Origin of the sequence: Streptomyces sp. URMC 124 (assembly GCF_051386455.1) — a bacterium.
Taxonomy (GTDB): Bacteria; Actinomycetota; Actinomycetes; order Streptomycetales; family Streptomycetaceae; genus Streptomyces.
Genome location: NZ_JBPQTS010000016.1, coordinates 39,309 through 62,473, shown reverse-complemented (window position 1 = coordinate 62,473; position 23,165 = coordinate 39,309). Strand labels below are relative to the sequence as shown.

Here is a 23,165-nt window from a genome sequence, read left to right as displayed (position 1 = left end):
GACGGCCTCCGCCTCCGCCCCGCCCTCCGGTGGCCTGCCGTGCCCGCCGCGGGCCCCGTCTCCGTCCGGTGGCTGCGCAGTTGCCGGACACCGTGCTGATCCGCCGCACCATGGCGGAGATCGAGCCCGTGGCCGACAAGGCGACCTCGTACTTCTACGCGCTGCTGTTCCTACAGCACCCCGATCTGCGCGCCCTCTTCCCCGCGGCCATGGACGTCCAGCGCGACCGGCTCTTCCGCGCGCTGCTGACCGCCGCGCAGCACGCCGACGACCCCGCCGTGCTCACCTCTTATCTCTCCCGGCTGGGCCGCGGGCACCGGAAGTACGGCACCCTGCCCGAGCACTACCCCGCGGTCGGCGAGTGCCTGATCGCCGCCCTCAGCCGTTACGCGCCGGACAGCTGGAACGGCTACGCCGAGGCCGCCTGGGTCCGGGTCTACACGACGATCTCCCAGATCATGATCGACGCCGCCGCCGAGGACGAACGGCGGTCGCCCGCCTGGTGGCAGGCGGAGATCGTCACCCACGAGCTGCGCACGCCGGACATCGCCGTCGTGACCGTACGGCCCGACCAGCCCTACCCCTTCGTCGCGGGCCAGTACACGAACCTGGAAACCCCCTGGTGGCCGCGTGTGTGGCGGCCCTATTCCTTCTCCGCCGCGCCCCGCCCGGACGGGCTGCTCTCCTTCCACGTCAAGGCCGTGCCCGCCGGCTGGGTGTCCGGCGCCCTCGTCCACCGCGCCCGCCCGGGGGACGTCCTGCGGCTCGGTCCCCCCGCCGGTTCGATGATTGTGGACCACAGCACTGACAACGGCCTGTTGTGCCTGGGCGGCGGTACGGGCATCGCGCCGATCAAGGCGCTGGTCGAGGACGTCGCCGAGCACGGGCGCTGCCGCCCGGTCGAGGTCTTCTACGGCGCGCGCCACGCCGACGACCTCTACGACATCGACACCATGCTGCAGCTGCAGCGGGCGCACAACTGGCTCTCGGTCCGGCCGGTCGTCTCCGACGGCCCCACCCGCGGCCTGAGCGGTCAACTGCCCGCCATCGTGCGCCAGTACGGGCCATGGACCGCCTACGACGCCTACCTCTCCGGGCCGCCCGGCATGATCCGCAGCGGTGTGGACACCCTCAAGGGCATCGGCATTCCGTCCCACCGCATACGGCACGACTCCATCGACGGCCTCAGGGCGGCCGCGCCGGGCTGATCGGGACGGGACGTCACCCCAGGTCGTCCGCCAGCAGCGCCCGTACGCCCTCGATGTTCGCGTCGAGGTAGGCGCGCAGGGACGGGGGCACGAGATCCACCGAGGCGATCCCCGCGCGCGTGAACGGGATCCGCACCACCTCGTACGTCCCGCGCGGCTCGTCCACCTCGGGGCCGTGGCGCTGGGAGAGGTCCATGGACGCGAGCCGGCAGACGAAGAAGTGCTGCACCTTCACGCCGTGGGCAGCATGGTGGAGCGAGTGGGAGACGGTGTCGACGAAGGCGGGGACGACGTCGACGACCTTGGCGCCGAGCTCCTCGTCGACCTCGCGGTGGAGCGCGGCGACCACGGTGCTGTCCTCCGGCTCCATACCGCCGCCCGGGGTGATCCAGTACGGGGCCTCGCCGGGCTTGGTGCGCTTGATCAGGATCATCTCGAAGGCGGCGTGGGGCCCGGGGTCACCCCCGCTGTCGAGCAGGATGGCACGTGCGGTGCGCTTGACCACTGGACGTTCGGTCATAGGGGACATCTGCCGCGCGGGGCGGCCGCCGAAACCCCTGGCGGCAACCCTTTCTCACCAGGAAACCGCGGCGCGCAGGAGCCACTCGTGTGCCCGCGCGAGGTGCGGGTGGGCCAGCGTTCCGGTCCGTACAACGAGGAAATAGGTGCGCAGCGGGGGGACGGGCGGATCGAGGAGGGCCACGATCTCCCCGGTGTCGAGGGCGTCGGCGCACAGGTAGCGGGGCAGCACGCCGAGTCCGGCGCCGGCGATGACGCAGGACAGGACGGCGCGCAGGTCGGGGGCGATGACGCTGCCCGAGGCGACGGGTTCGGTGTCGAAGACGGCGGACCAGTAGCGCCTGACGAGCGGCAGGGTCTCGTGGACCTCGACCACGGGCAGGTGCTCCAGGGCCCGGACGCCCTTGTCGCGCACGACGGCCGGGCCGCCCAGCCGGGCCGCCCAGCGCGGCGCCGCGACCAGCACGTGCTCCTCGTCGCAGAGCGGGGTGGCGGTCAGGAGGCGGCCGCGCGGGCGGGAGGTGGTGATGGCGAGGTCGTGGTGGCCCGCGGCGAGGCCCTCGAAGAGGTCGTCGGCGGCGCCGTGGGCGGCGCGTACGGCCAGGCCCTGCGCGATGAGGGGGGCGAGGGCGGGCAGCGCGCGCAGGTCGGTGAACTCGGGGGGCCCGGCGAGATGCAGGGTCCGGTTCGGCGATCCCTCGTCGTCCATGCCCGCTTCGGTGATCTCCAGCAGGGCGTCGACGTGCGGCGCGACCTTGTGGGCGAGTTCCTCGCCGGTGGTCGTGGGGCGCACCCCGCGGGCCAGGCGCAGGAAGAGGGGACGGCCCAACTGCGTCTCCAGCGTGCGGATCTGGCTGGTGACGGCGGGCTGGGAGAGGCCGAGCAGGGCCGCGGCCCGGGTGAACGACCCGGCCCGGTGCACCGTGACGAACGTGCGCAACAGGGCCAGATCCATGCTGTCTCCCTGACTCGGTGCTTCCCGGTCGTAGGGGAACTATAAATAAGTCGATAGGGCTGTGTCGCCGGTGTGATTGGACACTGACGCAGAGTCAACTAGCCTGGACCGGGTGGTCATTCGTGCGTGGTTCGCGCGTCCGACCACGACGGCTCGAGTCAAGAGGGGGGAGACTCGAGCCGTCCTTACGGGCGGGGCGCCTCGCTGTGCGGGCGGTCCGCGCCGTCCAGCGCGGCGAGCACGTCCGCGACGAGGTCCTCGGTGTCCTCGACGCCCACGGAGAAGCGGATGAACCCCTCCGGGACGGCATCGCCTCCCCAGCGCCCGCGCCGCTCGGCCGTCGACCGCACGCCCCCGAAGCTGGTCGCTTCGTCGACGATGCGCAGTCCGGCCAGGAAGCGCTCGGCGTGCGCCCGGTCGGGCAGCACGAAGGAGACCACGCACCCGAAGCGCCCGCCGCGCATCTGCTGCAGGGCGAGGTCGTGGGCGGGGTCGGAGGGCAGTCCGGGGTGGCGCAGCCCGCTCACTTCGGGCCGGTCGCGCAGGGCTTCGGCGAGCGCGAGCGCGGTGGCCGCCTGCCGGTCCACGCGCAGCTGCAGCGTCGCCAGGGAGCGGTGGGCCAGCCAGGCCTCCATGGGGCCGGGGATCGCGCCGGCGACCTTGCGCCAGGTGCGCACGGCCTCGGTGAGCCGTGGGTCGCGTGCGGCCACGTAGCCCAGGAGGAGATCGCCGTGGCCGGTGAGGGCCTTGGTGCCGCTGGCCACGGAGAAGTCGGCGCCGAGTTCCAGAGGGCGCTGGCCGAGCGGTGTGGCGAGGGTGTTGTCGACCGCGACGAGCGCGCCGCGGCGGTGCGCGGCGTCGGCGAGGCGGCGGATGTCGCACACGTCGAGACCGGGGTTGGACGGTGATTCGATCCACAGCAGCCGGGCGCCCTCCAGCGCCGCGAGCTGCGCGTCCCCGGCGGTCGGGGCGGTGCGCACGGCGATGCCGAACGCTTCCAGGCGCTCGCGCAGCGCGGGCAGCAGCTGGTAGCCGTCCGAGGGCAGGACCGCCGCGTCGCCGGGTCGCAGCTGCGAGAGGAACACGGCGGTGATCGCGGCCATCCCGGAGGGGAACGCGACGGCCTCCGCTGCCTCGCCGGGGCCGCCGGGGGCCTCCAGCGCGGCGATCGCCGTCTCCAGGGCGGCCCAGGTGGGGTTGGCCTCGCGGCCGTAGGTGTAGGGGCCGGAGACCTCGCCCGGCAGGTGGTAGTGGGCGGCGAAGGCCGGGCCGGGGAGCGCGGGCTCGTTCGCCCGCGGCTCCGGCAGGCCCGCCCGTACGGCCCGGGTGCCATCGCCTGTCATGTGCAGCCCCTCAGTCCTTGTCGTCCGGCAGGATCATGTGCATCGCCCAGGCCACGACCGAGATGATCACGCCGCCGACCAGCGCGTTCCAGAAGCCGTCGACGTGGAAGGCCAGCCCCAGCTCCTTCGCCAGGAATGACGTCAGCAACAGCATCAACGCGTTGATCACGAGCGTGATGAGGCCGAGGGTGAGGATGAACAGGGGGAAGGACAACAGCTTCACCACGGGCTTGACGATGAAGTTGACCACGCCGAAGACGAGCGCGACCAGGATCAGGGTGAGCACCTTGCGCAGCGTGTTCTCACCGGAGAGCGTGATGCCCTTGAGCAGCCAGATCGCGACCGCCAGGGCCGCCGCGTTGGCGATCGTCTTGACTACGAAGTTCTTCATGGTGAGATCGTTGCAGACGCAGCATGGGGACGGACCACGACCGAGGAGCGGCTAGAGGTGGACGGCGGATGAAGGCCTTCCGGCTGGACGAACTGGAAGGGGAGCGCCTCGCGAACGACGGCGCCTACCTGCAGTTCCTGGGCGAGCGGAACATGTCGGTCGGGCTGTACGCGCTGGATGCCGGGCAGATGGACCCGCAGACCCCGCACGCCCAGGACGAGGTGTACGTGGTGATGAGCGGCCGTGCGTCGATCACCGTGGGCGAGGAGACGACCCAGGTGGGCCGGGGGAGCGTGGTGTACGTGCCGGCCGGCGTGACCCACCGCTTCCACCACATCAGCGAGGCCCTGAGGGTGCTGGTCGTCTTCTCTCCCCCTGAGAGCTGAGGGTTCCCCCGGGCAACCCGTAGGGGGACGCTCAGGGGTCGACGGGGGCTCCGCGGGCCCCGCCGGACCCCCTGCCCGCCCTAGCATCGAAAGCAAGGCCGGAGCATCCGGGCTCCGGCTCCACGAAGCGGAAAGCAGGGACGAAGGACATGGCTGAGAAGGGGATTTTCGCAGGACTCCCGTGGTGGGTGAAGTGGATCGCCGTGCCGGTCCTCGTCCTCGTGGTGTTCGGCAGCCTGATCATGAGCGTGCTCGGCTTCGTCATAGCGCTGGTCTTCAAGGCCCTGCTGCTGGTCGCGCTCATCGGCGGGCTGATCTTCGTCGTCAAGAAGTTCACGTCGTCGTCCTCGTCGTCGAAGGGCGACTGGTAGCCGTCCGGGGCCGCCGCCCGGCCGGTCGCCGCCGGGACCGGTGTTGACGCCTCTGGCAATTTCTCTGCCCTGAATCCAGCCGGAACGGCTCCGCCCCGTAGTCGAGTCGCTACGCTCCAGAGTCATAGAGCTCGTAAGCTCGGTCTCGGTCTCTATCGGTAGCTGAAAAATCACTCCTTGTGATCATGGATGCCGTCGAGCGGTGGTGTCTATGGGGCGCGAGGAGCCAATCCCGGGCCAAAACGACGAATACGGGGCATTGGGCGATGCGTGAAACGGTTCAGGCAGAAGTGATCATGACCTTCCTCGTCTCCGAGGAGCTGTCCTTCCGGATCCCGGTGGGACTGGACTACGACAGCAGCGATCCCTACGCGGTGAAGTTCACCTTTCACCTGCCCGGCGATGCCCCGGTGACCTGGGCCTTCGCGAGGGAGTTGCTGCTCGACGGGCTCAGCCAGCCCTCCGGCGAGGGCGATGTGCACATCGCCCCCGCCTCCGCCGAGCACCTCTCGGACGTCTTCATCCGGCTGCAAGTGGGCTCCGAAGGGGCCCTGTTCCGGGCCGGCGCGGCGCCCCTCGTGGCGTTCCTCGACCGGACCGACCGCATCGCCCCCCTCGGCGAGGAGCGCTCGGTCGCCGACTTCGACTACGACCTCGCCGCCGCGCTCGACAACATCCTCGCCGGCAACACCGAGGGGCAGAACGCCGGTTAGCGGCCCGGGGTGTCTCCGCCGGCCACACCCTCGTCCCGGACCGGCACCCGCTCAGTGCGCGGGGGCGCGCCCTTCGGCGCCGTCCCGGCCCCCAGCGCCCCTGAGCTGCCGCTTTCTCCGGACTCCGGTTTTCCGCCGGGCCCCGCAGCGCCCGGGAAGCCGACCCCGTTCCCGCCCGGCCCGTCCGCCGTGCCCGCCGTGCCCGCCGTGCCCGCCGTGCCCATGGCGGAGAGCAGCTGCCGCGCCAGGCCCAGACCCGTGCCACCCATCGTCAGGGCCTTCGCAAACATCTCGGACATCCCGTCCGCCCCGTTGAGCAGCACCATGTGGTCAACGTTTCCGAAGGCTTCAGCCCCAGCACGCACGATCTCGGGCCACTTTTCGGCCAGTTGTTGCGCGACCACCGCTTCCTGGTTCTCCGCCAGGGCCGCCGCACGGGCCTTGATCGCCTCCGCCTCCGCCAGACCTCGCGCCCTGGCGGCCTCGGCCGTCGCCAGCCCCTTCGCCCGCGCGGCCGACGCCTCCGCCTCACCGGTCGCCCGGGTCGCCTCGGCCGCCGCGGCGCCGCGCGCCTTGGTGGCCTCCGCCTCGGCGCCGGCGGCCGCCTTCACCCGCGTCGCCTCGGCCGCTGCCGCCAGCTCCGTCTCCCGGGCCCTCGCCTGGGCCGCGGAGATCCGCGCATCGCGCTCCGCCTCGGCCAGCGTGCGCTTCTCATAGGCCGCCGCGTCCGCGGGCTTGCGCACGTCCGCCTGGAGCTGCTGTTCGCGCCGGTGCGCCGCCAGCTCCGCCACCCGCGTCTCCTGGACCACGACTTCCTGCTGGGCCGCCGCCTCCGCCAGCGGACCGGCCTGCCGGGCCTTCGCCGCCGCGCTGTCCCGCTCCGCCTGATAGCCGGCCTGCAGGATCTCCGAGTCGCGCTGCGCCTGCGACATCCGGGCCGCGGCCTGCTGCTCCGCCTCGGTCGCCAGCCGGTCGGCCTCGGCCTGGGCGATCCGGGCGTCCCGCTGCACCGCGGCGGCGTGGGGCGCGGACAGGTTCTTGATGTAGCCCGTGGGGTCCTGGATCTCGTGGATCTGCAGCGAGTCGATGATCAGACCCAGTTTCTCCATCTCGGTGCCCGAGGCGGCCCGGGTCTCGCCCGTCAGCCGCTCGCGGTCACGGATCATGTCCTCCACGGTGAGCCCGCCGACGATCGACCGCAGGTGGCCCGCGAAGACGTTGTGCACCCGGTCGCCCATGAACTTCTGCTGGTCCAGGAAGCGGCGCGCTGCGTTGGCGATCGAGACGAAGTCGTCGCCGACCTTGAATATGACCACGCCGTGCACCTTGAGCGGGATGCCCTGCTTGGTCACGCAGTCCACGTGGAGATCGGCCTCATTGAGGTCGAGCGACAACTTCCGGACCACCTGGACCCCGGGCAGCACGAGGGTCCCCCGCCCCGTGACGATCCGGAACCCCATCCCCTCCTCCAGGCCTTCGGTCCGGTGCTTCGAACCGGAGATGACGAGCGCCTCATTGGGCTCCGCCACCCGCCACATCAGTTTGAACAGCCCGACCACGATGGCCACTGCGACGAGGACGATCCCCGCCACGACGCCGATGAGCATGCGTCCAGCCCCCCCCTTATGGGCCCCACGACGGGGCCCGAGCCTGAAAACCCTCAGAGCCCTTCTGCCCCGGCCGTATCACCGGTAAGCGGCCGGGGCAGCCGCACACCGCACCGCCAGGTCATCCGTAGGCCGCGGTCACGTACACCGTGCGCGGCGGCTGGTACTCCACGACCACCACCACCGTGCCGCGCTCGATCCGCTCGCCCGGCTCCATCGCGTAGGCCAGGAAGGCCTCGGCCCCGCCCCGGACCCGCACCATCACCTCGCCGACCAGACCCGGGCCGACCGCGCCCGTCACCCTGCCCTGCTCCCCGACCACCGGCAGCTCCCCCCTCGAGCGGTCACTTGGCCCGGCGGCGACGGCCACCCTTTCCCCTGGCGCGCCCCCCGGCCCGCGAACCGATCCCCCGACCGGCTCCCGACCCCGTACTCGCATTGTGCCGGTCGGCACTGACAACGAGGGCCGCCAGCGCGGTCGTCACGGGCACGGACGCCACCAACCCGATGCTGCCGACGAGCGTCCGTACGATCTCCTCCGCCACGATCTCGCTGGTCGCGACCGTTCCGACGCCGCTGTCGGCGATGGAGAACAGCAGCAGCAACGGCAGCGAGGCACCTGCGTAGGCCAGCACCAGGGTGTTCACCACGGACGCGATGTGATCCCGCCCGATGCGCATCGCCGCCCCGTAGAGCTTGCGCCAACTCGCGTTCGGATCGGCGTCCTTCAGCTCCCACACCGCCGACGTCTGCGTCACCGTGACGTCGTCGAGCACGCCGAGCGAGCCGATGATGATCCCCGCGAGCAGCAGGCCGCGGATCTCGATCTCCGGGTAGAGGCTGTGCACGAGGCCGGTCTGGTCGTCGGTGTTGCCCGTCAGATGGCCCCAGCTGGTGAAGAGCGTGCCGAGCAGGCCGATGAGCAGCAGTGAGGTGAGCGTTCCGATGACCGCCACGGATGTGCGGGCGGTCAGGCCGTGGCACATGTAGAGCGCGATCAACATGATCGCGCTGCCGCCGATGACGGCCACCACCAGCGGATCGGAACCCTGGAGGATCGCGGGGAGGATGAAGAGCGTCAGCACCCCGAAACTGATCACCAGCGCGACCAGCGCGAAGACCCCGCGCAGCCGGCCGACGACCACGACGGCCAGCGCGAAGAGGCCCGCCAGTATCGCCATGGGCATCGTCCGGTCCACGTCGCTGACCGAGTACTGCAGGTTCTTCGGGGCCTTGGGCGCGTACGCGAGGACGACCTCCTGGCCGACCGTGTAGCGGCGGGAGGCGCTCGGCTGGACGAGCTCGGTGAACGTCCGGCCCTTGTCCGGGCCCGAGGTCACCTCGATCTCCGACTTCTCGCAGGGGCCCTTCGGCTTGGCGGGCCCGCCGGCGCCGCCCGGACCCCCGGCCTCGGGGCCGGGAGGCTGCTGCGGCTGGGCACCGCCCTTCGCGCAGTCGACCTCCTCGATCTTCACGACCCGGCCCGACTCCGTCTTCTGGTCGAGACCGAGCCCGGAGTGCTCGTGCGGGGGAGCGCCACCGGGCCACAGCACGACCAGGCCGGTGAGCACGGCGGCCGCGAAGGGGATGAGGACGACGGCGATCACCTTGCGCAGGTGCGCGGAGACGGGGGAGGCGGGGCCGTGCGAGTGGCTGTGCCCATGGCTATGGCCGTGGCCGTGTCCCTGGCCGTGCCCCTGCCCGTGGCCGTGCCCCTGTCCGTGGCTGCGGCCATGAGCGGATGCAGGGCTTGGGCTCCGGGCGGGCGCGGGGTGGTCGTGGGCGCCGGGACGCCCGTCGTCGTGGGGGTGGGCTGGGAATTCATGGTCCGTGGGGGTCACGACCGCATCATCGCAAGCCCCCCTGGCCCTTCGGACCGGAGAGGCGCTAGCGTGGTGGCACCTTTGCAATCGCGGGAGCTCGGAGCACCGGGCTGAGAGGGCGCTGACCTCCGTACGGAGATTCGTACGGATGACCGCTGCGTCGACCGCCGAACCTGTTACCGGGTAATGCCGGCGTAGGGAGTTCTGGTCTCATGACCTCGCAGGATGCACGCACGTCCGAAACCGGCCGGGAGATCGGCTGGCACAAGGACTACGTGACCGGCTCGCGTCCGGACCTTCGGGTGCCGGTTCGGCGGGTCCACCTCACCAACGGGCAGGACGTCCGGCTGTACGACACGTCCGGCCCGTACACCGACCCGGCGATCGAGACGGACGTCCGGCGCGGCCTCCAGCCGCTCCGGGAGAACTGGATCATCGGCCGTGGTGACACCGAGGAGTACGCCGGGCGCCCGATGCGCCCGGAGGACGACGGCATCAAGCACACCTCGCCGCGCGGGGGGCTGAAGAACCTCGACGCGGTCTTCCCCGGCCGCCCGCGCCAGCCCCGCCGGGGGCGCGGCGGCCAGGCCGTCACCCAGCTCGCGTACGCCCGCCGCGGTGAGATCACCGAGGAGATGGAGTACGTGGCCCTCCGGGAGAACGTCTCTCCCGAGACCGTCCGCGAGGAGATCGCGGCGGGCCGGGCGGTCCTCCCGGCCAATGTGAACCACCCCGAGATCGAGCCGATGATCATCGGCAAGAAGTTCCTGGTGAAGGTCAACGCCAACATCGGCAACTCCGCGGTCACCTCCTCCATCGAGGAGGAGGTCGAGAAGATGACCTGGGCCACCCGCTGGGGCGCCGACACGGTCATGGACCTCTCCACCGGCCGCAACATCCACACCACGCGCGAGTGGGTGCTGCGCAACTCCCCCGTGCCGATCGGCACCGTGCCGCTCTACCAGGCCCTGGAGAAGGTCGACGGCAAGGCCGAGGAGCTCACCTGGGAGATCTACAAGGACACGGTCATCGAGCAGGCCGAACAGGGCGTCGACTACATGACCGTCCACGCGGGCGTGCTGCTGCGCTACGTCCCGCTGACCGCCCGCCGCAAGACCGGCATCGTCTCCCGCGGCGGTTCGATCATGGCCGCGTGGTGCCTGGCGCACCACAAGGAATCGTTCCTCTACGAGAACTTCGAGGAGCTCTGCGAGATCCTCGCGGCCTACGACGTGACGTACTCGCTCGGCGACGGGCTGCGCCCCGGCTCCATCGCGGACGCCAACGACGAGGCGCAGTTCGCCGAGCTGAAGACCCTCGGCGAGCTCAACACCATCGCCAAGCGCCACAACGTCCAGACGATGATCGAGGGCCCGGGCCACGTCCCGATGCACAAGATCAAGGAGAACATCGACCTCCAGCAGGAGATCTGCGAGGAGGCCCCGTTCTACACGCTCGGCCCGCTGACGACGGACGTCGCCCCCGCGTACGACCACATCACTTCGGGCATCGGCGCCGCGATGATCGCGTGGTGGGGCACGGCGATGCTCTGCTACGTCACGCCGAAGGAGCACCTGGGCCTGCCGGACCGCGACGACGTCAAGACCGGCGTGATCACGTACAAGATCGCTGCCCATGCCGCGGACCTGGCCAAGGGCCACCCGGGCGCGCAGGAGTGGGACGACGCGCTCTCGGACGCCCGGTTCGAATTCCGCTGGGAGGACCAGTTCAACCTGGCCCTCGACCCGGAGACGGCACGGGCCTTCCACGACGAGACGCTGCCCGCCGAGCCGGCGAAGACCGCGCATTTCTGTTCGATGTGCGGGCCGAAGTTCTGCAGCATGAAGATCTCGCAGGACATCCGGCGCGAGCACGGCGGCGATCTCGCCGTCGACCCCGAGGCCGGGATGGCGGAGAAGTCCAAGGAGTTCGCGGCGGCGGGCAACCGCGTCTATCTGCCGATCGCCGACTGAGCAGGGCCGGGCAACGTCCGGCCGGCCACCGGCTACCGGTCACCAGCCATCAACACCGACCACTGGGCGGCGGGCCGGGATCCTGTCCCGGCCGCCGTGTCCGGAGGGCCGCCCGGAGTCACTCCGGGCGGTGGTCCGGGCCGCCGTAGTCGGGGCTGGTGAAATCGGGGCTCGTGTAACCGGCGCGGGTGCCGGAGCCGGAGTCGCTGTCGGGGCTGGTGAAGCCGGGCCGGGAATACCCGAGGTGGGGCGTGCGGCCCTCACGGCGCCGGGGAACGGCCGGAGCGGACCGTCCCGCGCCCCCGCCGGGGCCGGCGGGGGCGTTGGCCAGGGCCTCGCGGAGGAAGGGCAGCAGGCCGCGGTGGATCAAGGCCTGCCGCCACGCCTCTCCGGCCCGCTCGGCGTCCTCCTTCATGCGCACCCCTCGCGCATCACTCCCTCCGGAGGAGCCGTTGCGCAGGGCCGTGAGCACGATGCCGACCATGGCGATGAACACACCGGCGGCCGTGAGGCCGGCGAACCACCAGCCGACGTTGACCATCGGGTCCGCGACGGCCGTGTTGGAGCCGACGGACCGCAGGACGTAGCCGATGGCCAGGAAGATCAGGGCGGCGATCCCCGCGAGGACCGGGGCCAGCACGGCGAGCACCGCTCCGGCCCCCGCACCCGAGGACTCCTCCTGCTCTCCGTCCGCGGCAGCGGGGGCGGCCGCGCCGGAAGGAGCGCTTTCGGAATCGGATGCGCCCTCGGCGCCCGCGGTTCGGGAGCGTGCCGTCGCGGAGAGCGCGCGCAGTGCATCGCGCGCCCTTACGTAGTTCTGGTATTCGACCGTTGCGCAAGCCGAGATGGCGGGCATGGCGTCGAGTGCCATCTCGCGCAGCTGTTCTGTATTGAGCCGCTGTCCTATCGCTGCGGCAAGTTCCGGGTCATGGTTCGCGGTACGCAGCGCCTGGTCGAGAACCCGCTCGAATTCCGGGTGGTCCTCGGCCAGCAGATGCGGAGCGCTGTTCATGTGCATCCCCCGATGCTCCGTAGGGCCGTGGTGCCGGCTTACACCGGGCAGTGGGCGGAAACGGAGGAGAGCCTGCTACGGATAAGCCGATGGTAGAGCCGTACCGGCGCGGGGTGACAGCGTGTTTCCCGAATTCCCCCCGCGGCGGTGGAACTCCCTACCTGCCCGTCCGCCTGCCCGCTGAACCCTCAGTCAGCCAGGGGAAGTTGCACGACCAGCAGTTTTCCGGCCATCGTGACGCCGCCGTCCATGGCGAGCGCGAGCCCGTCGGCGTACAGGTGCGGGCCGTCCACCAGCGGCTCACCGTCGTCCTCGGCGTCCGGCTCCTCTCCGCCGACCTCTCCCAGGAGGTACGGGATCGGGCTGTGACCGTGCACGATCCGGCCACCGCCGTAGGTGCCCAGCAGCTCGCGCACGGCCATCGGGCCGGCCTCCTCGTCGCGGAAGGCGAAGCGCTTGGTGAACTTCCGGAAGAGGTCCCAGACCTCGTCCGGGTCGTTGCGCTGCAGGGCCTCGGTGATCGCGTCGTTGACGTCCTCGATGGAGTCGCCGAACTCCAGGTAGGCGGTGGTGTCGGAGTGCACCAGCAGGTGCCCGTCCTCCTCGGCCATGGCGTCGAGCCGGGACATCCACTGCAGGTGGTGGTCCTCCAGGCGCTCCATGTCCGAGCGCTGGCCGCCGTTGAGCAGCCAGGCCGCCTGGAAGGAGGCCGTGCCCGCGCCCGAGTTGACCGGCGTGTCGGCGAACCGCTTCGCACCGATGATCAGCAGCTCGTGGTTGCCCATGAGGGCCTTGCAGTAGCCGCCGGCGGCCGCGGCCTCGGCCGACAGCCGCATCACGAGGTCGATCACGCCGACGCCGTCCGGGCCCCGGTCGGTGAAGTCGCCGAGGAACCACAGCCGGGCGTTGCCCGCGGCCCAGTGGCCCGCCGCGTCGATCAGGCCCTCCGCGGCCAGCGCCTCGTAGAGCTCGTCCAGATAGCCGTGGACGTCGCCCACGACGTAGAGCGGGCCCAGGCCGGGGCGCTGCGGGGCCGGGGGGTGCGGATCGGTGAGCGGGGTCAGCTCGACCGTCGGGACGTCCTGAGGAGCCCGCTGGGGGGCGCCACGACCGATCACCGGGAGGTCCCGGGCGGTCGGGGTGTAGCCGTCGGGGGCGTCCATGGGCGGCTGCACGGGGGGCGCGGACTGGGCGTACGGCGCCATGGGGCCCGCGGCCACGGGAGGCGCAGGAGGCGCGGCGTAGCCGGGGAAGGGCGGGATCCCCGCCGTGTGCCGTGCCGCGGGTCCTTGACCGGCCCCCTGAGTCATCGACCCCTCCACCATCGCGCCGCCGTGCACCTTGTGGACCTTGCCTGGTCGACGGCGGTCCGTGGTGTCGTGCGCCCATCATAGGAATGACCGTCGCGGCTTGTGACGCACCAGGGGCCGCGAATCGGGGCAGGAGAGTGCGCACGACGGGTTTTTCTCCCCAATTGAGCCATTCGCCCAAGGGCTGTGCGCCCCCCGAGCGCCCTCCCGGCGGGCAGGTGAAGGCGGTGGAGACGGGGAACGGCGCGTTGACCGGGAGGCGGGCGGCCGGGCCGGGAGTGCCGGGCGCCGCCGCCCGGCACCCGCCGGCGCCGGATCGGACGGCGCCGGCGGGTGCGGAGCTTCCGGATCAGCCGGCGGGGCCGCGCGGCGCGCTGACCGTGGTGCGGGGCGGGCGGCGCTGCGAGGAGGTGCGGACGATCAGCTCGGTCGGTATCACCTGCTCGACCGGCCGGCCGCTGTCCAGCCCCTCGATGGCGTCGATGAGGAGCTGGACCACCGCGGTGCCGATGCGCCGCGGCTTGAGGGAGAGCGTGGTGATGGGCGGCTCGGTGGTGGCGTAGACCGTGGACTCGCTGCAGCAGACGAGCAGCAGGTCGTCCGGGACGCGCAGCCCGTAGCGGCGGGCGGCGGCCAGCAGGTCGGTGCCGTTGGGGTCGAACAGGCCGTAGACCGCGTCCGGCCGGTCCGGGCGGGCGAGCAGCCGGTCGGCCGCGACGGCGCCGGCACAGGGGTCGTGGGCGGGGTACTTCTCGTAGACCGGGTCCTGGCCGACCCGCTCGCACCAGTGCAGGTAGGCGTGGGTGGAGAGCCGGGTGTACGTGTCGGTGCTGGTGCCCGTCAGCAGGCCGATGCGGCGGGCTCCGGCGGCGGCGAGGTGGTCGAGGATGCCGAGGACGGCGGCCTCGTGGTCGTTGTCCACCCACGCGGTCACGGGGAGGGTCCCCGCGGGGCGCCCGTCGGAGACGACGGGGATGCCCTGACGGACGAGGTCGGAGACCACGGGGTCGTGGTCGGAGGGGTCGATGACGACGGTGCCGTCGAGGGCGACGTTGGACCACACGTCGTGCCGGGAGGTGGCGGGGAGGATGACCAGGGCGTAGCCGCGGGCCAGTGCGGCGGAGGTGGCTGCCCGGGCCATTTCGGCGAAGTAGGCGAATTCGGTGAAGGTGAAAGGTTCATCCCCGTACGTGGTCACCGTCAGGCCGATGAGGCCGGACTTGCCGGTACGGAGGGTGCGGGCCGCGGCCGACGGGCGATAGCCCAGCCGGTCGGCGACCTCGCGGACATGGCGGCGGGTCGCGTCCGGTAGCCGGCCCTTGCCGTTGAGCGCGTCGGAGACGGTCGTGATCGAAACCCCGGCGGCGGCGGCCACGTCGCGGATGCCCGCACGTCCATGCCGGCTGCCCCTGCGGGATGGTTCCGCCCGGCTCACCTGATGCTTCCCTGCTGCTGTCATGGCGAGCCGATAGTAGGGCTCGGGTGGTCCGTTGGCAGGGCGGCATATTTGACTGTTGACAGGCACGTTTCTGCAAGAGGAATTCCCTTCAATGACCATGGAAACGCAGCCAGTTGTGCCCTTCGGTAGGGCCCCGGAGGCCTGTGGCATATCCGCACCTGGTGAATGGTCCAGGTCTCGAAGAGGTCTCAACTCACCTTCATGGGGGATGCGCGCCACGGCGCCCGCCACCGGCGCACGCCATTTGCGGAAGCGCTCCCCCTGCTCTGGACGCCGACCCGGTGAATCCTCTTAAGGTGTGCAGTATTCATGTCCGCTATTCGTGTGCGGCTCGTCCCGTGCGGCTGCGAGCGCACGGGATGTCGAGGAGGACCTGCGGTGACCGAGAAGACCCCCAAGCTGCGCGCCGCGCTGGACGGCGTGCCGACCTACAAGCCGGGCAAGCCCGCCGCTGCCGGCGGCCCGGTCGCGTACAAGCTCTCCTCCAACGAGAACCCGTATCCGCCGCTGCCGGGCGTGCTGGAGAAGGCGCTCGCCGCGACCGGCTCCTTCAACCGCTACCCCGACATGGCCTGCGCCGGCCTGATGGCAGAGCTCGCCGAGCGCTTCTCGGTGCCGGTCTCCCACCTGGCCACCGGCACCGGTTCCGTGGGCGTGGCCCAGCAGCTGGTGCAGGCCACGGCCGGCCCCGGCGACGAGGTGATCTACGCCTGGCGTTCCTTCGAGGCGTACCCGATCATCACCCGGGTCTCCGGCGCCACGCCGGTGCAGGTCCCGCTGACCGGTGACGACGTCCACGACCTGGAGGCGATGCTGGCGGCGATCACCGACCGGACCCGGCTGATCTTCGTCTGCAACCCCAACAACCCCACGGGCACCGTGGTGCACCGGGCCGAGCTGGAGTCCTTCCTCGACCGGGTGCCCTCCGACATCCTGGTGGTGCTGGACGAGGCGTACATCGAGTTCGTCCGCGACCCGGAGTTCCCGAACGGGCTCGAGCTCTACCGGGACCGGCCGAACGTCTGCGTGCTGCGCACGTTCTCCAAGGCCTACGGCCTGGCGGGCCTGCGGGTGGGCTTCGCGGTGGCGCACGAGCCGGTGGCGGCGGCGCTGCGCAAGACGGCCGTGCCGTTCGGCGTGAGCCAGATCGCCCAGGAGGCGGCCGTCGCCTCGCTGCGCAGCGAGGACGCGCTGCGCGAGCGGGTGGACGCGCTGGTCGCCGAGCGGGCGCGGGTCGTCGAGGCGCTGGCCGGTCAGGGCTGGACGGTGGCGCGGACGCAGGCGAACTTCGTCTGGCTGCGGCTCGGGGACTGCACGCTCGACTTCGCGGAGGCGTGCGAGCGGGCCGGGGTGATCGTGCGGCCCTTCGCCGGCGAGGGCGTGCGGGTGACGATCGGGGAGACCGAGGCGAACGACATCTTCGTGCGCGTGGCGGAGGAGTTCCGCAAGGAGCTCTGAGCGGGCCGGCCTTCCGGCCGGAGCGGCTTGCGGCGCCGCGCACCCCGGGTGGGGTGCGCGGCGTCCGGCGTCTCGGGGACGCGCCGGGGGTCTCGCCGGCGAAGGGGTACCCCGGCAGGCCCCGGGCGCTAGGGCCGAAGGGGGTACCCCCCTCACTTGTCCGAAAAGCCGGTGCGTCATAATGCTTGTGAATGTGAACGCGTTCACAAGCGCGCTCTTTATGTCCCGTTTTACCTGGGGCATACAGGTGCATAACGCCGACGACCCGTGTTGCCGGCGACGCGAGAGGCAAGGAGAGACCGAGTGAATCTGGCTTTGGCTCCTGAGACGCTGGCCCGCTGGCAGTTCGGCATCACGACCGTCTACCACTTTCTCTTCGTCCCGCTCACGATCAGCCTCGCCGCGATCACCGCCGGACTGGAGACCGCCTGGGTCCGCACGGGCAAGGAGAAGTACTTCCACGCCACGAAGTTCTGGGGAAAGCTCTTCCTCATCAACATCGCGATGGGCGTGGTCACCGGCATCGTGCAGGAGTTCCAGTTCGGCATGAACTGGTCGGACTACTCCCGCTTCGTCGGGGACGTCTTCGGGGCCCCGCTCGCGATGGAGGCCCTGCTGGCCTTCTTCTTCGAGTCGACCTTCATCGGGCTGTGGATCTTCGGCTGGGACAAGCTGCCGAAGAAGATCCACTGTGCGTGCATCTGGATCGTCGCCGTCGGCACGCTGCTGTCCTCGTACTTCATCCTCGCCGCGAACTCCTGGATGCAGCACCCCGTCGGCTACGCCGTCGACAAGGCGACCGGCAAGGCGCAACTGACCGACATCTGGGCGGTGATGACCCAGAACACCACGCTCGTCGTCGTCTTCCACACCCTCACCGCGGCCTTCCTGACCGGCGGCGCCTTCATCGTCGGCATCGCTTCGTTCCACCTCTGGCGCGCCAAGCGCAAGCAGCTGCGCGGCGAGGAGCTCGGGGAGAAGCAGCGCAGCCAGGTCGGCGCGATGCGCGCCTCGCTGCGCGTCGGCCTGACCGTCGCGGTGATCGCCGGCCTGGGCACCGCGGTCAGCGGTGACGAGCTCGGCAAGGTGATGTTCGAGCAGCAGCCGATGAAGATGGCCGCGGCCGAGGCGCTGTGGGAGACCAAGGCGCCGGCGCCGTTCTCGGTCTTCGCCGTCGGCGACGTCTCCAAGGGCCACAACAGCGTCGAGATAGAGATCCCGGGCCTGCTCTCCTTCCTCGCCCACAACAACTTCAGCGAGGCCGTCCCCGGCATCAACGACATCGCCGCCCGGGAGGCCGCGCGCTACGGCGGCGATCCCGAGGACTACATCCCCAGCATCTTCATGACCTTCTGGGGCTTCCGGCTCATGATTGGCTTCGGGATGACCTCCTTCGTCGCCGCGCTGATCGGGCTGTGGACCACCCGCAAGAAGTTCTGGCTCGCGCCCGAGTTCCGCACCGGTGAGAACGAGGTCCCGCGGCTGATGCTGACCCGGACCCGCGAGATGAACCCGTTCTTCACCGCCTGGTCCTGGCGGATCGGCGTCCTCACCATGGGCTTCCCGCTGATCGCCAACTCCTTCGGCTGGATCTTCACCGAGATGGGCCGCCAGCCCTGGGGCGTCTACGGCCTGATGAAGACCGCCGACGCGGTGTCGCCCGGCGTCGGCCAGGGCGAGGTGCTCACCTCCATGGGCGTCTTCACCCTGCTGTACGGAGTGCTCGCCGTCGTCGAGGTCAAGCTGCTCGTGAAGTACGCCAAGGCCGGACCGGACACCGACGAGAAGCCGCCCGCGAAGGACCCCCGGCTGCGGCTGCCCTCCGGCGGCGCGGGCGAGAGCCCCGAGGACGCCGACAAGCCGCTGACCTTCGCCTACTGACGCGCCCACCCGCGCAAGCGGCGGAACGGAGAACCGACCCATGCACCTCCACGACTTCTGGTTCCTGCTGATCGCGGTCCTGTGGACCGGCTACTTCTTCCTCGAAGGGTTCGACTTCGGCATAGGCGTGCTGACCAAGCTGCTGGCCAGGGACCGCACCGAGCGCCGGGTGCTGATCAACACGATCGGGCCCGTCTGGGACGGCAACGAGGTCTGGCTGATCACCGCGGCCGGTGCCACCTTCGCGGCCTTCCCCGACTGGTACGCGACCCTCTTCAGCGGCTTCTACCTGCCCCTCCTGGCCGTGCTGGTGTGCCTGATCGTGCGCGGCGTCGCCTTCGAGTACCGCCACAAGCGCAGCGGCGAGCGCTGGCAGCGCAACTGGGAACACGCGATCTTCTGGTGCTCCCTGCTGCCCGCCTTCCTGTGGGGCGTGATCTTCGCGGACATCGTCCGTGGTGTCCCGATCGGCCCGGACAAGAACTACACCGGCACCCCCGCCGACCTCTTCGGCCCGTACGCGCTCCTCGGCGGCCTCCTGACGCTCGTGCTGTTCACCTTCCACGGCGCGGTCTTCGCGGCGCTGAAGACGGTGGGCGACATCCGTGCCCGCGCCCGCTCCCGCGCCACCGTGCTGGGGATGACCTCGGGCGTGCTCGCCGTGGCCTTCCTCGGCTGGACACAGGCCGAGTCGGGCAACGGCCGCAGCATGCCCGCCCTGGTCGTCGCCGTGGCGGCCCTGGCCGCGGCGCTGGTGATGAACCACTTCGGGCGCGAGGGCTGGGCCTTCGCCTGCTCCGGCGTGGCGGTCGCGGCGGCGTTCGCGCTGCTCTTCCTCGCGCTCTTCCCGGACGTCATGCCCTCTTCGGCCAACCCGTCCTGGAGCCTGACCGCCGCGGACGCCGCCTCCAGCCCCTACACGCTGAAGATCATGACGTGGGTGGCGGTGCCGATGACGCCGCTGATCATCGCCTACCAGGCGTGGACCTACTGGGTCTTCCGCAAGCGGATCGGCACCCAGCACATCCCCGCACCCGCCGCGCACTAGGCACCAGCCGCGCACCAGGCCCGCCCCTGAGGACGGACACCGCCGGCCCTCAGGACGACCGACGGAGAGGACGGATCGCCATGAAGCCCGTCGACCCCCGGCTGCTCCGGTACGCCACCGCGACCCGCTTCTTCCTCGCCGCCTCCGTCGTCCTGGGGCTGGCGGGGGCGGGCCTCGTCATCGCCCAGGCGATGCTCATCGCGGAGATCGTCACCGGCGCCTTCCAGCACGGGCGGTCGGCGGGCGCCCTGGGCACGTCCCTGGCACTGCTCGCGGCCGTCGCCGCCGGCCGCGCCGCCGTCTCCTGGCTCACCGAACTCGCGGCCCACCGCGCGAGCGCGGCGGTCAAGTCCGAGCTGCGGAACCGTCTGCTGACCCACGCCACCCGGCTCGGCCCCGGCCTGCCGGCCGCGCGCAGGACGGGTGAGCTCACCACCCTCGCCACGCGCGGCATCGACGCGCTGGACGACTACTTCGCCCGCTACCTTCCCCAGCTGGGCCTCGCGGTCGTCGTCCCCGTCGCCGTCCTCGCCCGTATCGTCTCCGCGGACTGGGTCTCCGCGCTGATCATCGTCCTCACGCTGCCGCTCATCCCCCTCTTCATGGTGCTCATCGGCTGGGCCACCCAGTCGCGGATGGACCGCCAATGGCGGCTGCTGGCACGGCTTTCCGGGCACTTCCTCGACGTCGTCGCGGGGCTGCCCACGCTCAAGGTCTTCGGGCGGGCCAAGGCCCAGGCCGAGTCGATCCGTGTGATCACCGCCGACTACCGGCGGGCCACCCTGCGCACCCTGCGCCTCGCCTTCCTCTCCTCCTTCGCCCTCGAACTGCTCGCGACCGTGTCGGTGGCGCTGGTCGCCGTCGGCATCGGCATGCGGCTCGTCCACGGCGAACTCGACCTGGCCACAGGGCTGATGGTGCTGGTGCTCGCGCCCGAGGCCTATCTGCCGCTGCGGCAGGTGGGCGCGCAGTACCACGCGGCGGCCGAGGGACTGGCGGCGGCCGACGAGGTCTTCGCCGTGCTGGAGACCGAGCCCGCGCCGGCCGGGACCGCGCCCGCCCCCGACGTGCGGCAGGCGACCCTGACCGTCGACCGGCTGGTGGTCCGGCACGCGGGCCGCACCGAACCCTCCCTGCCCGAAACCTCGTTCGAGGTGCGGCCCGGCGAGACGGTCGCGCTCGTGGGCCCGAGCGGCTCCGGCAAGACGACCCTGCTGAACGTGCTTCTCGGCTTCGCCCGCCCGGCCGCGGGCCGGGTGCTCGTGGACGGTGCGGACCTGGCATCGCTCTCCCCCGAAAGCTGGCGGGCCCAGGTGGCCTGGGTCCCGCAACGACCCCGTCTCTTCGCCGCGACGGTCGCCGAGAACGTACGACTGGCGCGGCCCGGCGCCACGGACGCACAAGTGCGCGAAGCACTGCGCGCGGCCGGTGCGCTCGACTTCGTTTCCATGCTGCCTTACGGCACTGACACTCGCCTCGGCGAGAACGGAGCGGGCCTCTCCGCCGGACAGCGCCAACGCCTCGCGCTGGCCCGGGCGTTCCTCGCCGACCGGCCGGTTCTCCTCCTGGACGAGCCGACAGCGAACCTGGACGGCGAGACCGAGGCGTCGATCGTCGAGGCGATCCGCCGCCTGGCCGCCGGGCGCACCGTGATCATGGTCGTGCACCGGCCCGCGCTGCTGGCCGTGGCCGACCGGACGGTGCGGCTCGCCGGCCCGGCCTCCGGAGCCGGGGCGGTGCCCGTTCAGCGGGGCGGGGCAGCCCAGTCGGCGGAGCCGCGGCGCCAGGGCGAACCGCCCGTCGCCGGTGGCCTCCCGCCCTCCGGTCTCCCCGAAGCCTCGGGCGGCCCCCACGACCGTCCCGTCGGCGTCCTCGCGCGCGTGCGGGCAGCGGGCCGTCCCCTGCGCGGCCGGTTCGCCCTGGCGCTGCTGCTGGGCGCCCTGGCCCTCGGCAGCGCCGTCGGACTGATGGCCGTGTCCGGCTGGCTGATCTCGCGGGCCTCGCAGCAGCCGCCGGTGCTCTATCTGATGGTCGCCGTCACCGCGACCCGCGCGTTCGGCATCGGGCGCGCCGTCTTCCGCTACGCCGAGCGCCTGGTCTCCCACGACGCCGCCCTGCGGACCCTCGCGGACCTGCGGACGGGCGTGTACCGCAGGCTGGAGCGCCTTGCGCCCGCCGGGTTGCGCGACACCCACCGGGGCGACCTGCTGTCCCGCCTGGTGGCGGACGTGGACGCACTGCAGGACTACTTCCTGCGCTGGCTGCTCCCGCTCGGCTCGGCCGTCCTCGTCGGCGGCGCCACCGTCGGCTTCACGGCATGGCTGCTGCCGGAGGCCGGCCTGGTGCTCGCCGCGGGGCTGCTGGTGGCCGGGGTGGCGGTGCCGCTGCTGTCGGGCGCGGTCGCCCGGCAGGCGGAGCGCCGGTCCGCCCCCGCCAGGGGCGCGCTGTCCGTCCAGGTGGTCGACGTCCTCGCAGGCACCGAGGAGCTGACCGTCGCGGGCGCGCTGCCGGCGCGGCTGACGGAGCTGCGCGAGGCGGACGGCAGGCTCACCCGGATCGCCCGGCGCGCCGCGGCGGCCACGGCGCTCGGATCCGGCCTGTCCGCCCTCGCGTGCGGCCTGACGGTGGCCGCTGCCGCCTGGACGGGAGTGACGGCCGTGCACGACGGCCGGCTGGACGGGCTGTGGCTGGCGGTCGTCGTCCTGACGCCTCTGGCGGCCTTCGAAGCCGTCTCGGGGCTCCCGCTCGCGGTGCAGTACCGGCAGCGCGTACGGAAGTCCGCGGAGCGCGTGTACGAGGTGCTGGACGCGCCCCTGCCCGTGCAGGAAGGGACGGCCGGTGCGCCCGGAACGCCCTTCCCGCTGCGGCTGACGGGCCTGACGGCGCGCTACCCGGGACAGCCCGGCCCCGCCCTGGAGGACTTCGGGCTGGAGCTGACGGCGGGCCGCAGGGTGGCCGTGGTCGGCCGGTCCGGCGCGGGCAAGACGACGCTCGCCCAGGTGCTCCTGCGCTTCCTGGACGCGGAGTCCGGCACGTACACGCTCGCCGGCCGTCACACCGTGCCGATGACGGGCGAGGCGGTGCGCGGGCTGGTCGGGCTGTGCGCGCAGGACGCGCACATCTTCGACAGCTCGCTGCGCGAGAACCTGCGCCTGGCCCGGCCGGACGCGAGTGAGGACGCCCTGCGCGAAGCCTTGCGCTCGGCGCGGCTGCTGGAGTGGGTCGACGGGCTCCCCCAGGGGCTCGACACCCTGGTGGGGGAGCACGGGGCGCAGCTGTCCGGCGGGCAGCGGCAGCGGCTCGCGCTCGCCCGTGCGCTGCTCGCCGACTTCCCCGTGCTCGTGCTGGACGAGCCGGCCGAGCACCTCGACCTGCCGACCGCGGACGCTCTGACCGCCGATCTGCTGGCGGCCACCGAGGGCCGTACGACCGTGCTGATCACGCACCGGCTGACGGGCCTGGAGGCCGTCGACGAGGTGATCGTGCTGGACGGCGGGCGGACGGTGCAGAGGGGCTCCTACGCGGCGCTGGCGGCCGCCGAGGGGCCCTTCCGGCGGATGCTGGAGCGCGAAGAGGCGGCGGACACCGGCCTTCAATCCCTTTCCCTGACAAATGGTGCTTACTAGGCTCTTGGGTATGGCAGCCACGGCAGACGACTCCGGCTCGCGGGACACCGCCGGTCCCGGGGGCGCCGGGACGCCCAGGAGC

Annotated in this window: 19 protein-coding genes; 9 read left to right on the top strand and 10 right to left on the bottom strand. The window is 71.7% G+C overall.

Features of this window, described 5'->3' with window-relative positions; all coding sequences use genetic code 11:
- On the top strand, positions 1 to 1,208 hold a 1,208-nt coding region (locus ACSNOG_RS05565), incomplete at its 5' end, for a globin domain-containing protein (protein ID WP_436751391.1).
- A 13-nt stretch (positions 1,209 to 1,221) separates the two neighbouring features.
- Here the strand turns inward: ACSNOG_RS05565 and ACSNOG_RS05560 are convergent.
- The 4 genes from ACSNOG_RS05560 to ACSNOG_RS05545 all read right to left on the bottom strand — a co-directional run bounded on the left by ACSNOG_RS05560 (position 1,222) and on the right by ACSNOG_RS05545 (position 4,416).
- A complete protein-coding gene (locus ACSNOG_RS05560; protein ID WP_436751390.1) occupies positions 1,222 to 1,728 on the bottom strand; it encodes an NUDIX hydrolase in 507 nt (168 codons plus the stop codon).
- A gap of 54 nt (positions 1,729 to 1,782) precedes the next feature.
- On the bottom strand, positions 1,783 to 2,682 hold the full coding sequence (locus ACSNOG_RS05555; protein WP_436751389.1) for a LysR family transcriptional regulator: 900 nt from the start codon (positions 2,680 to 2,682) through the stop codon (positions 1,783 to 1,785).
- Positions 2,683 to 2,867: 185 nt separating this feature from the next.
- Positions 2,868 to 4,025 carry a cystathionine gamma-lyase gene (locus tag ACSNOG_RS05550; RefSeq protein WP_436751388.1) on the bottom strand — a complete coding sequence of 386 codons (1,158 nt, stop codon included), beginning with the start codon at positions 4,023 to 4,025 and terminating at the stop codon, positions 2,868 to 2,870.
- Positions 4,026 to 4,035: 10 nt separating this feature from the next.
- Positions 4,036 to 4,416, bottom strand: coding sequence for a phage holin family protein (locus ACSNOG_RS05545; protein ID WP_058045356.1), 381 nt, complete (start codon positions 4,414 to 4,416; stop codon positions 4,036 to 4,038).
- A 68-nt stretch (positions 4,417 to 4,484) separates the two neighbouring features.
- On the opposite strand from ACSNOG_RS05545, the gene ACSNOG_RS05540 reads away from it, so the two are divergent.
- The 3 genes from ACSNOG_RS05540 to ACSNOG_RS05530 all read left to right on the top strand — a co-directional run bounded on the left by ACSNOG_RS05540 (position 4,485) and on the right by ACSNOG_RS05530 (position 5,886).
- Complete coding sequence (locus tag ACSNOG_RS05540) at positions 4,485 to 4,802, top strand: cupin domain-containing protein (protein WP_058045357.1); 318 nt, start codon at positions 4,485 to 4,487, stop codon at positions 4,800 to 4,802.
- Positions 4,803 to 4,951: 149 nt separating this feature from the next.
- Positions 4,952 to 5,173 carry a DUF5326 family protein gene (locus tag ACSNOG_RS05535; RefSeq protein WP_336005606.1) on the top strand — a complete coding sequence of 74 codons (222 nt, stop codon included), beginning with the start codon at positions 4,952 to 4,954 and terminating at the stop codon, positions 5,171 to 5,173.
- 266 nt (positions 5,174 to 5,439) lie between these two features.
- A complete protein-coding gene (locus tag ACSNOG_RS05530; RefSeq protein ID WP_030366799.1) occupies positions 5,440 to 5,886 on the top strand; it encodes an SsgA family sporulation/cell division regulator in 447 nt (148 codons plus the stop codon).
- Here the strand turns inward: ACSNOG_RS05530 and ACSNOG_RS05525 are convergent.
- From ACSNOG_RS05525 to ACSNOG_RS05515, 3 genes are all read right to left on the bottom strand, one after another.
- A complete protein-coding gene (locus ACSNOG_RS05525) occupies positions 5,883 to 7,493 on the bottom strand; it encodes an SPFH domain-containing protein (RefSeq protein WP_436751387.1) in 1,611 nt (536 codons plus the stop codon). The two genes, ACSNOG_RS05530 and ACSNOG_RS05525, sit on opposite strands and share 4 nt — an antisense overlap.
- A 121-nt stretch (positions 7,494 to 7,614) precedes the next feature.
- The gene (locus tag ACSNOG_RS05520; protein WP_436751386.1) at positions 7,615 to 7,815 is read right to left on the bottom strand and encodes a hypothetical protein; all 201 of its coding nucleotides are present in this window, start codon (positions 7,813 to 7,815) and stop codon (positions 7,615 to 7,617) included.
- A 22-nt stretch (positions 7,816 to 7,837) separates the two neighbouring features.
- Complete coding sequence (locus tag ACSNOG_RS05515) at positions 7,838 to 9,334, bottom strand: YibE/F family protein (RefSeq protein ID WP_436751385.1); 1,497 nt, start codon at positions 9,332 to 9,334, stop codon at positions 7,838 to 7,840.
- A gap of 194 nt (positions 9,335 to 9,528) precedes the next feature.
- Here ACSNOG_RS05515 and thiC point away from each other — a divergent pair, with 194 nt between their 5' ends.
- The gene (gene thiC, locus ACSNOG_RS05510; protein WP_436751384.1) at positions 9,529 to 11,289 is read left to right on the top strand and encodes a phosphomethylpyrimidine synthase ThiC; all 1,761 of its coding nucleotides are present in this window, start codon (positions 9,529 to 9,531) and stop codon (positions 11,287 to 11,289) included.
- Between the two features lie 118 nt (positions 11,290 to 11,407).
- Here the strand turns inward: thiC and ACSNOG_RS05505 are convergent, their stop codons facing one another.
- The 3 genes from ACSNOG_RS05505 to ACSNOG_RS05495 all read right to left on the bottom strand — a co-directional run bounded on the left by ACSNOG_RS05505 (position 11,408) and on the right by ACSNOG_RS05495 (position 15,070).
- Entirely contained in the window at positions 11,408 to 12,301 is an 894-nt protein-coding gene (locus tag ACSNOG_RS05505) for a hypothetical protein (RefSeq protein ID WP_436751383.1), read from the bottom strand.
- A gap of 188 nt (positions 12,302 to 12,489) precedes the next feature.
- Positions 12,490 to 13,626 carry a metallophosphoesterase gene (locus tag ACSNOG_RS05500; protein ID WP_436751395.1) on the bottom strand — a complete coding sequence of 379 codons (1,137 nt, stop codon included), beginning with the start codon at positions 13,624 to 13,626 and terminating at the stop codon, positions 12,490 to 12,492.
- A 334-nt stretch (positions 13,627 to 13,960) separates the two neighbouring features.
- Positions 13,961 to 15,070 carry a LacI family DNA-binding transcriptional regulator gene (locus ACSNOG_RS05495; protein WP_436751382.1) on the bottom strand — a complete coding sequence of 370 codons (1,110 nt, stop codon included), beginning with the start codon at positions 15,068 to 15,070 and terminating at the stop codon, positions 13,961 to 13,963.
- Between the two features lie 378 nt (positions 15,071 to 15,448).
- On the opposite strand from ACSNOG_RS05495, the gene hisC reads away from it, so the two are divergent.
- From hisC to cydD, 4 genes are all read left to right on the top strand, one after another.
- The gene (gene hisC / locus ACSNOG_RS05490) at positions 15,449 to 16,528 is read left to right on the top strand and encodes a histidinol-phosphate transaminase (protein ID WP_436751381.1); all 1,080 of its coding nucleotides are present in this window, start codon (positions 15,449 to 15,451) and stop codon (positions 16,526 to 16,528) included.
- Positions 16,529 to 16,831: 303 nt separating this feature from the next.
- Positions 16,832 to 18,409, top strand: coding sequence for a cytochrome ubiquinol oxidase subunit I (locus ACSNOG_RS05485; protein ID WP_436751380.1), 1,578 nt, complete (start codon positions 16,832 to 16,834; stop codon positions 18,407 to 18,409).
- Positions 18,410 to 18,449: 40 nt separating this feature from the next.
- Positions 18,450 to 19,457 carry a cytochrome d ubiquinol oxidase subunit II gene (cydB, locus tag ACSNOG_RS05480; RefSeq protein ID WP_436751379.1) on the top strand — a complete coding sequence of 336 codons (1,008 nt, stop codon included), beginning with the start codon at positions 18,450 to 18,452 and terminating at the stop codon, positions 19,455 to 19,457.
- Positions 19,458 to 19,537: 80 nt separating this feature from the next.
- Positions 19,538 to 23,083 carry a thiol reductant ABC exporter subunit CydD gene (gene cydD / locus ACSNOG_RS05475; RefSeq protein WP_436751378.1) on the top strand — a complete coding sequence of 1,182 codons (3,546 nt, stop codon included), beginning with the start codon at positions 19,538 to 19,540 and terminating at the stop codon, positions 23,081 to 23,083.
- The last annotated feature ends 82 nt before the right edge of the window (positions 23,084 to 23,165 follow it).